A 9,171-nucleotide genomic window follows, 5' to 3' on the forward strand; every position below is an offset into this window, starting at 1 on the left:
TATGGCGCAGACAATCGGCGCACGCCACGCCGCCCGGCTGACCGAACTCGCGGCGCATACCCGGGCCGGCGGCTTGCGCGGACTGCGCGCCCGGCGGGCCTGGCGGCAGCTGGTGCGGGCGTGCGCCGCGGGCGATCCCGCGGCGCAGGACGCCATACGGGAAGCGGCTGTGCCGGACTCCGACGCGCTGGAGCTGCTCGCCGGGGCACCGGCCGAGCCCGCCGACCGGGCCGCGTATCTCGTCCTGATCGGGCAGCACGCCCACCACGCCGCCCTCGATCCCGACGGCACCCTGCTGGCCCTGGCCTACCGCGCGGCACCGCCCGACGTCCGGGCGCGGCTGCGCGCCGCACTGGCCGCCGCGGGCGACAGCGAGGTCATCCGGGTCGTGGTGACGGGCGAGGGGCGCGACCGGCTCGGCGAGTTGACGTACGACGAACTCGACTATGTCCACGGCCAGTTGACGCAGCGCCAGGACTGGGACGGGCTGCGTCGTCTCGCCCGCGACCTGCCGCTTGCCGGGGCGGCAGCCACCGCGGCTCTGCTGCCGCCGGGCGAGCGCAGGGGGCCGCTGCTCGACAAGCTGGCGGGGCAACCCGCGGGCCGGTTGCGGGCGTTGGTCGAGCGGCTGCCTGCGAAGGCACAGATGAGGTACCGCTTCGGGTATGTGGGCCGCGGCGGTCATCTGCGCGCGTCCTTCTCTGCGGACCTGTCGGAACTGGCCATAGTCCGCACGATCATGACCGGGCTGCCGCGGGACCGCGCGTACCGGTTCGACGTCTCGACCCTCCGGATCGGCACCGGTGTCGTCACGCACCGGTGCGGCTGGACGTGGACGGTACCGCACGAACTCGACAGCGCCGTCTTCCATCTCGGCGACGAGATCTTCGTCCGGACGGGACAGCCCGGACGGCCGGACCAGCTCGTCCGCGCCGTGCCGGACCATGTCGTCCTGGACCTGCCCGACTTCGCCGTCTCGGACATGTGCCCGGCCAGCGGCGGGGCCGTGATGTTGGGCGCGACCGGGCTGCTCTTCGTCGACCGGGGCGCCAACAAGCTCCGGTACCAGCGGATTTCAGGCCTCCGTGAGGCAACGGGCTATGAGGGGGCCACGACGCACATCCGCACGTGCGGGCTGACCACTCTGCCGTCGGCCGGGCTCGTCGCGTTCAGCGTCGGCACGGACATCCTCGTGGTGAACGAGGACGGCGCACTGCTGCACACCCTCGCTTCCTGTCAGGAGCCCGGCCCGGCCCCGCAGGACAGGGTGACACTCACCTTCCCCTCGCCGGGCTTCCTCGCGGTGGAGCAGCGGGGGCAGGTCCGCACTTGGGAGCTCCCGCCGCACGGCGACCCTCGCCTCGTCGACGTACGCCAGCTCCTGTACCCGGCGGCGCCGGAGGCGGAAGCGGTCGCGTGGACGCCGTGGGGGGACATCCTGGTCAGCCGGGCGGCGGGACCGGAAGCATGCCTCGTAGTGCGCAGTCCCCACCTTCCCGCAGCCCGGGACCTCCTCGCACGGCCGCTGGCGCTCGGCAGTCCGCAATGGCTGCGGCAGATCGAGGACGTGCGGTCGGTCGTCGGCGACGCGGAGGTGGACAGCGCCCTCGTTGTGCTCCACGGCTGTCTGCAAGAGCGTTCCGGCGGCGACATCGCGCTGGGGGCCACCGGTCCGGTGGCGGCGGGCGGTGCCACCGACATCGCCCTCGGCGAGAGCGGGGCGGGGTGAGCCGTATGGAAACCTGGATGGCCGCCATCGTGTTGCGGCTGCCGTTGCGCAAGAACTCCGCGCGCCGCAGCGCAGCCCTCGACACCGTGGTGCGCGCGGCCGCCTCCGGCGCGCCCGGCGCCCTGAGGCGGGTCGCCCGGGTCGTGGAGCGGCAGGGTGGGGAGGCGGTGTGGCAGGCGTGGCTGGCGCAGTTGTGGGCCAAGACGCCTCCGAGGGCGTGGGATTCCCCGGTCGTCGCCGAGCTGCTCACCCGGGCCGCGCCGGTTCCGGAGGCGGTCGTGGACACCGCCTGGCGGGACTGGCTGTACCTCCACGACGACGACCTGTGGTCCCTGCTTCAGCGCTGGAACCGTCCCGCCACGGGCCTGAGCGCACACGTCCCCCTGAGCCGGCTGGCGCTCGGCGACGGGGATGCGGAGATCCCGCCCGATGCGCTGGCCGACGCCGCCGGCCGGTTCGACCACCCGATCGGAGCGGTCGCCCGGGCCCGCCTGCTCACCGCATTCGACCCCGCGGCCGTCGACCTGTTCTGCGAGCTCACGATGGCGAACTGCGCGCCCGAGGCGATCGCCTTCTGCGTCGCGCACCACCTCGCACCCTCCGACGAGGTCCGGCGCGCCCTCTTCTTCGCATGCACCGGACAGCAGGAGCAGTACCGGGCGCTGGACCCCGAAGGGACCCTGCTCGCCCTCGGCTACGGCGGCGCGTCGGCCAAGGAGCGCGAGGTGCTGCGGGAGGCCATGACCGCGCTCGGCGGCATCGACGTGCTGCGCGTGCTGGCGGGACGGTCCGACCTCGCTGCCCTGACCAAGAAGGAACGTGCCTATCTGGTACGGCAGTTGGCCGACCGGCGGGAATGGCACCAGCTGTGGTCGCTCACCCGCCGGCTGCCGCTGGCCGAGGCCGCGCAGACCACGCGGGGATTCGGCGACTGGCGGCCCTCCGGCGACGGCGAGCGTGCGGTCTTCGAGGCCCTGCGCGCCGCCCGTCCCCCACAGCTGCGCACCTGCGTGGGGGACTTCCGTAACGGGCTCCTCCCGCACACCCGCATCAGCCTGACCCACTTCGACCGGCGCATGCAGTACGTCCGTGACATCGGCCTCTCCCCCGACGGCACCCAACTCGCCTTCGCGGCAGGGGGTGACGGCTGTTACGCCGGGATCGTCGATCTTGGCAGCCGGGCACTGACGCGCCTGCATTCGGGCTTCGTCGATTCGGTGGACCACGTGGCGCATCTGGGCTCGGACGCTCTGGTCGTCGCCTCGGCGACCGCGCACAAGGGCAGTCCCGACTTCGAGATACACCGGGTGCACCGCGCCGACGGCAAGGGCCTTCGCACCCTCCGCTTCATCGACGACGCCGCCACGGCCCACGTCGTCGTCAGGGGGGTGCACCGCCTCGCCGGTGACCGGGCCTTCGCCGTGACGGCATGGATCCACCATCCGCCGGGAGAACGGGAGTGGGCGGTGTTCGTCCCGGGCCCCGGCAACAGCCTCGTCCGAAGCCACCGGGTGGCCCACCCCACCGGGGACTCCCTGGCGTTCACCGCGGTGCGCCCCGACGGCCGCAGGATCGCCTTCCTCGGCGGCGACTCCCACGGGTACGCCGTGGTCTCGGACGCGACCGGTTCCGACGTGACCCGGCTGCACAGCGGATCGCGCCCGGTGTTCAACGAGCCGGGGCATGCCGCTCTGTCGCCCTCCGCTCTCGTCCGCTGTTCCTCCGACGGCTCCCTGACGGTGTGGCACGAGCCGTTCTCCTCCGCGACACCGCCGCGGCGCCACCACGTCTGGCCGGCGGGGGCGGGCCCGATCGGACTCGTCTGGTCGGCCGCGCTGAACCGGTTCCTGGCGGTGACCGGGACGGGGCTGGAACTCCTCGACATCCCGCCGGCCCCGGACGGCTCCGCGCCCGGACTCCCGGTGCCCGAGACGATCCCGCTCCCCGGGCCGCGCGTCGCCTGGGCCGGCTGCCCCGTACGGCTCTCGCCCCGGGGCGACGTCCTGGCCACCGCGGGCCGGGGCGACACCGTCGACCTCCACTTCCTCGCCCCGCTCGCGCTGCGCTCGGTCATCGACAGGCCCGTCGGCCTGATGCCCACTCGCACGCTGGACGATGTGACCGCGACCCTGCAGGCCCCGTTGTCCGACGACCACCGCGAGACGCTTCAGCTCCTGCGGGTCTGTCTGGAGCACCGGTTCCGGCACGACGTGGGGATCGGCGACGTGACGGGGGCGACGGCCGTCGCCGACTCGGAGATCGAGCTGGGCGGGTGATGGGGATGACGAAGACGCTCACTGCGAACGGGGCCGCCCGGCTCCTGCACACCGCCGCACACCGACGCGCCGACGGCTCCCGGGGGTTGCGCGCCCGGCGGGCCTGGCGGCGACTGCTGCGGGCCTGCGCCGCGGGAGAGCCCGCCGCGCAGGACGCCGTACGGTCCGCGGCCGCAAGCCTCTCCGCCGAGGACGCCCTCGAACTCGCGGCGGCAGCCCCCTCCCAGCCCGCCGACCGGGCCGCCTATCTGGCGCTCGTCGGTCAGGAGGCCCAGCGTCAGGCGCTGGATCCGGACGGGTCGTTGCTGGCCCTCGCATACCGCGCGGCCACGCCCGAGGTCCGCGTGCGGCTGCGTACGGTCATGGCCGCCGAGGGCGACACCGAGGTGATCCGGGTCGCCGTCACCGGCGACCAGCGGGACCGGGTCGCCGAGCTGTCGTACGACGAACTCGACTATGTCGGCCGCCAGTTCGCGGAGCGCGGTCAATGGCCCGAGCTGCGCCGGCTGATCCGCGACCTGCCCCTGGTCAAGGCGGCAGCGGCCGCCCGGCTGCTGCCCGAACGCGAGCGCGCCGGGGGCCCGGACGGGCTGCTTTCGAGGCTCGCGCAGCAGTCCGCCAGTGAACTGCGGTCCGTGGTGGACCGGTTGCCACGGAAACAGCTGATCGAGCACCACACCTTCGGCGGCTTCCATCGCGCGTCCTTCTCCCCGGACTCCTCCGAACTTGCCGTCCGGTGCACCCCCTGGTGGAAGACCGACGAGCAGGAACTGCGGGTGAAGAGACTGCGGATCGGCTCCGGCACGGCCACGGAGGTCTTCCGCCGCGGCTACGGCTGGGTGACGAAGTGGGACTTCGAGGACGACGACGCGATCCTGCATCTCGGGGACGAGATCCTGCTCAAGCAGGGCCGGCGCGACGGGTACCGGATCGTCCGGATCCGGCCGGACCACCAGACGCTCTGCCCGCCCTCCGAGGTCGTCAAGATGCGCCGCTCGAGCAGCGGCGCGGTGCTGGTCGGCCCCTCGGGGCTGGCCTTCGCCGACCGCGGCGCACGGGAGTTGAGGTATGTGCCCGTACCCCGGCTCGCCGACATCTACGGAGGCGGGGACATCCGCTTCGACATGGCCCGGTGCGCTCTCGCGACGCTGCCCGCCTCCCGGCTCGTCGCGTTCGCCGGCCTCGGCGCGGGCTGCCTGGTGATGGACGAGGACGGCCGGGTGCTGCACTCGATGTCCTTGAGCGACGAGGCGGTGTGCAACCGGGTGGGCGGTCGCGCCTCCGATTTCTTTCCCGCGCTCTCCTTCGTCTCCCCCGACAAGCTGGCGCTGCACTGGTACGCCGGCGGGGCCGGACGGGACGGCCGCCTGGGCAAGGAGGACGATGTCGTCGGCCAGTTCACCGAGGTGTGGGAATTCTCCAACGGGCGTGCGCCGCGCCGGACTTCCGTGCACGAGGGCGCGATCCGGAACCGGTGGCCCTTCGACACCTGGCGAGGAATGGTCCTCGACGACTCCTTCGCCGCCCGGGTGGCCGGCGCAGACCGGCGGCGGACGTCCCAGCGACCCGACCCTGACTTTCCCTGGCTGCCGCGTCCCTTCTCCCCCAACCAGTGGTCCTTCCACGGCCAGAAGCTGCTCGCGATGTCGGCAGGCGGTGACATGTTCGCCGTCGCACAGCAGTCGGTTCGGCGTCTCGAAGTACACAGTCCCCATCTGCCCGGCGCGCGGGAACTCCTCGAACAGCCCCTGCTGCACAGCACGCCGCAGGACATGTGGCGGCTGCGGGAGCTGCGCCCGCTGATCGGCGACCGCGCGGTGCGCGACGCGCTCGACCTCCTGGCCGAGTGCCTCACCGAACGCTTCGGCCACGACATCGCCCTCGGCGCCGACGGCTCCGTCCCCTCCGGCGGCCCGCACGACATCGCCCTCGGCCCGTCCACCGACAAGCCCCAAGGAACCGTATGACCACCCGAATCGGCATCGACTTCGGCACCGCCAACACCGTCGTCGCAGGCTGGGACCACGAGGCGGGCCGCGGCGTCCCCATCCCGCTGCCCGGCATCGACGTACTGCGCGAGGCCGGCCCCGGGCCCACCCAGCGGGTGGTGCCCTCGCTCATCGCCTACGTCCACGACGGCACCACCCGCCGCCTCGGCGCCCAGGTCACGCCCGAGATGGACGACGACCCCGGCTTCACCGTCTTCGCGTCCACCAAGAGCAACGTCGCGGGGCAGACCTACGACGCCGCCCGCCCGGTCGGAGACCGCAAGGTCACCGGCAGACAGGCGGCCACCCAGTTCCTCGGCGACGTGATGGCACTGGCCCTGCTCGCCGTCGAGGACGACGACCTGGAGATCGTCGCCACCGCCCCCGTGGAATCCTTCGACGGCTACCGCGACTGGCTGGTACGGGAGGTCCGCGACGGCCTGCCCACCGCCCGCCTCCGCGTCGTCGACGAGGCCACCGCGGCCGCCGTCGGCTACAGCGCACGACTCAATCCCGGCGACGCCTTCGCCGTGATCGACTTCGGGGCGGGCACCCTCGACGTCTCCGTCGTCCGCGTACAGGAACCGGACGAGGCGGGCTCCGGAGCCGCGGTGCGCACCGTCGCCAAGCGGGGCCTGGACCTGGGCGGCAACACCATCGACGCGCTCCTCGCCGAACACGCCATCGGCCGGCTCTCCCTGCCGCACGGCGACCAGATCGGCCGCAACCAGGTCTTCCGCCGTCTCCTCGCCTCCGCCGAGCGCGCCAAACGGGAGCTGGCCGCCGCCGATCGCGCCGTGATCCGCGCGGCCGACGCCCGTACCGATGAGGTGCACCAAGTCACCGTCGCCCGGGGCGAGTTCGAGACCCTCCTCAAGGACAAGGGGGTGCTGCGCCGGATCAACCAGGCTCTGCGGTCCTGCCTCGACTCCGCAGCCGCGCGCGGCTTCGGCGGCGAGGACATCAGGGGCGTCTTCCTCGTCGGCGGCAGCTGCCTCATCCCCGCCGTACAGGACCTGGTGCACCTGCACTTCGACCCCGAAGTAGTGCGCCTGGACCGGCCCTTGGAGGCGGTGGCTGCCGGAGCGGCGGCCGTCGCGGGCGGCAGCGAGCTGTTCGACCACATCCAGCACGACTACGCCATCCGGCACGTCGATCACGGCACCGGCGCCTACGAGTTCGAGACCCTGGTGGAGGCGGGCACCCCCTACCCCACCGAGGAACCTGTCAGGACGCTCACCGTCAGGGCGGTGCACGAGAAGCAGCGCAGGCTCGGCCTGGCCGTCTACGAACTGGCCCACGCCACCTACCGCGACGCCGGCGCCGAACTGGAAATCGCCTTCGACGCCGGCGGCGGCGCCCGCACCGTCGCCGTCACCCCGCAGCAACGCCAGCAGCGCTCCATGCTCTGGCTCAACGAGGACAGCCCCACCTTCCTGGAGGCCGACCCGCCCGCCACCGCCGGCGAGGACCGCTTCCGCCTCGAATTCCGCATCGACGCCCACAAACGCCTCACCGTCACCGCCTACGACCTGCGCCGCCACACCCTGGTCCTGGACAGACAGCCGGTCGTCCGCCTCGCGTGACCACTCGTTCCCGCCACTCCCCGCACCGACCCCGAGGACTCACCATGTCTCACTTCACCCGCGTCCGCACCGCACTGCGCGACCCCGACCTCCTCGTCCAGGCCCTCGCCGCCGTCGGCTTCACCACCGTCGAAACCCACGACACGCCGCAGACCCTCTACGGCTACCTGGGCGACGCCCGCCCGGAACGCGCCGAAGTGATCATCCGCCGCGCCCGCATCGGGCGACTCAGCAACGACATCGGCTTCCGCCGACGTGACGACGGCACCTTCGAAGCCGTCATCAGCGAGTACGACAGGTCCCGCTACGACCAGCTCTGGCTCACCAAGGTCGCCCGCGCCTACGGCCACGCCGCCGCGCTGCGCTACGCCGAGGACAACGGCTACGAGGTGGACTCCGACGTACTCGAAGACAACGGCCAACGCCGCCTCGTCCTGCGCCGCTACACCTGAGGCGGGCAGGATCGGCCAGACCACGCACCGGTCCGCGGGTCGGTCCCCTCGCGCGAGCCGTCAGCGAGGCCGGCGAAGCTCTGAACCGGCTTCGGCGCGTGGTTCGGAAACGACGAAGCCAAGCCCGGCACCTGGGCGCCCCCGGGTCCGGCTCGATCTTGCGGCGCAGGCGCCTGACATGCCCGTCCAGGGTCTTGGCGGCGCCCCAGTAGTCGGCGCCCCAGACGCGGTCGGTGAGCTGCATGCTCGGTACGCACCGCATGGACGGCGGTGTCCCGGCTCCTCCACCACAGCACGGCAACCCCCCACCCGGCGCCGGCCCTCCTCACCGGAACACCGAATCCGAACCGCCACCGAGGCCGTGCGCTTCCTCCGTCCCTGCCACACCGCCGACCCCGACATGGCCGACCTGCTCCAGTTCCTCATCGGCACCGGCCCACGCAAGGGCGAAGCCCTCGGCCTGCACTGGGACGACGTCCACTACATGCACTGCACACTCTCCGCGATCGACAACAACCGGCTCGTCATCACGACGCCCAAGACCCGCACCAGCAAGAACTGGGTGGCCATCTCACCCCGCGTCGCCGCCGCCCTCCGCCACCAGGCCCTCTCCAGCGCCCGCACCCCGACGAAGCGGGTGTTCCCCGGGTGACAGTCGCCCGGCTTCTGCACCCCCGCGAACCGGCCCCAGACCCGGCCTGCGACCACACTGCGACCACCAGCCCTCCCGGAACGCGAAAAGCCGCCCTCCCGCAAACGAGAGAACGGCCTCCGACCTGCATCAAAGCTGGTCGGGACGACAGGATTTGAACCTGCGACCCCTTGATTCCCAGACTGACCCCAAGGTCAGAGCGTCACAGTCCAGGGAGTCCGGCAAACGTCCAAGTCAGGGGGGGCAGGGAGGGGAGATGGTGTGACACGGTCTGTGAGAAGTGTGTGAGACGCCCTCTCCTTATATATGGGGTCTGTCGCGTCACCAGAGCCTCGTAGGCGCACGGTGACCGCGCAGCTGATTCCTTGATCCACGGGGCGCGTAGCGCCTGCCTAGTGGACCTACACGGCGCTAGGGCGCGTTTTGAGTCGTGATCATTCGGTGGTCCGGGTGATGTCTTTGATCCAGATCATCGAGGCGCGTAGGTG

At 72.2% G+C, this 9,171-nt stretch carries 6 protein-coding genes and 1 pseudogene; 6 read left to right on the plus strand and 1 reads right to left on the minus strand.

Going from position 1 to position 9,171, the window contains the following annotated elements; all coding sequences use genetic code 11:
* Nucleotide 1: 1 nt before the first annotated feature.
* Genes ACP4J3_RS31655 through ACP4J3_RS31675 form a run of 5 tightly spaced genes read left to right on the plus strand, consistent with a single transcriptional unit; the run spans nt 2 to nt 8,031 of the window.
* On the plus strand, nt 2-1,729 hold the full coding sequence (locus tag ACP4J3_RS31655; RefSeq protein ID WP_426539527.1) for a hypothetical protein: 1,728 nt from the start codon (nt 2-4) through the stop codon (nt 1,727-1,729).
* A 17-nt stretch (nt 1,730-1,746) separates the two neighbouring features.
* A complete protein-coding gene (locus ACP4J3_RS31660) occupies nt 1,747-4,005 on the plus strand; it encodes a hypothetical protein (protein ID WP_426539529.1) in 2,259 nt (752 codons plus the stop codon).
* 5 nt (nt 4,006-4,010) lie between these two features.
* Nucleotides 4,011-5,972, plus strand: coding sequence for a hypothetical protein (locus tag ACP4J3_RS31665; protein ID WP_426539530.1), 1,962 nt, complete (start codon nt 4,011-4,013; stop codon nt 5,970-5,972).
* The gene (locus tag ACP4J3_RS31670; protein WP_426539532.1) at nt 5,969-7,579 is read left to right on the plus strand and encodes an Hsp70 family protein; all 1,611 of its coding nucleotides are present in this window, start codon (nt 5,969-5,971) and stop codon (nt 7,577-7,579) included. The genes ACP4J3_RS31665 and ACP4J3_RS31670 overlap by 4 nt, the downstream gene beginning before the upstream one ends.
* 44 nt (nt 7,580-7,623) lie before the next feature.
* Nucleotides 7,624-8,031, plus strand: coding sequence for a DUF1257 domain-containing protein (locus tag ACP4J3_RS31675; protein WP_426539534.1), 408 nt, complete (start codon nt 7,624-7,626; stop codon nt 8,029-8,031).
* 130 nt (nt 8,032-8,161) lie between these two features.
* Here the strand turns inward: ACP4J3_RS31675 and ACP4J3_RS31680 are convergent.
* A pseudogene (locus tag ACP4J3_RS31680) lies at nt 8,162-8,290 on the minus strand (winged helix-turn-helix domain-containing protein); the annotation flags it as partial.
* A 102-nt stretch (nt 8,291-8,392) separates the two neighbouring features.
* Here ACP4J3_RS31680 and ACP4J3_RS31685 point away from each other — a divergent pair.
* Complete coding sequence (locus ACP4J3_RS31685) at nt 8,393-8,683, plus strand: hypothetical protein (protein WP_426539535.1); 291 nt, start codon at nt 8,393-8,395, stop codon at nt 8,681-8,683.
* Nucleotides 8,684-9,171: the final 488 nt, after the last annotated feature.

The organism is Streptomyces sp. UG1 (genome assembly GCF_049974585.1).
Lineage (GTDB): Bacteria > Actinomycetota > Actinomycetes > Streptomycetales > Streptomycetaceae > Streptomyces.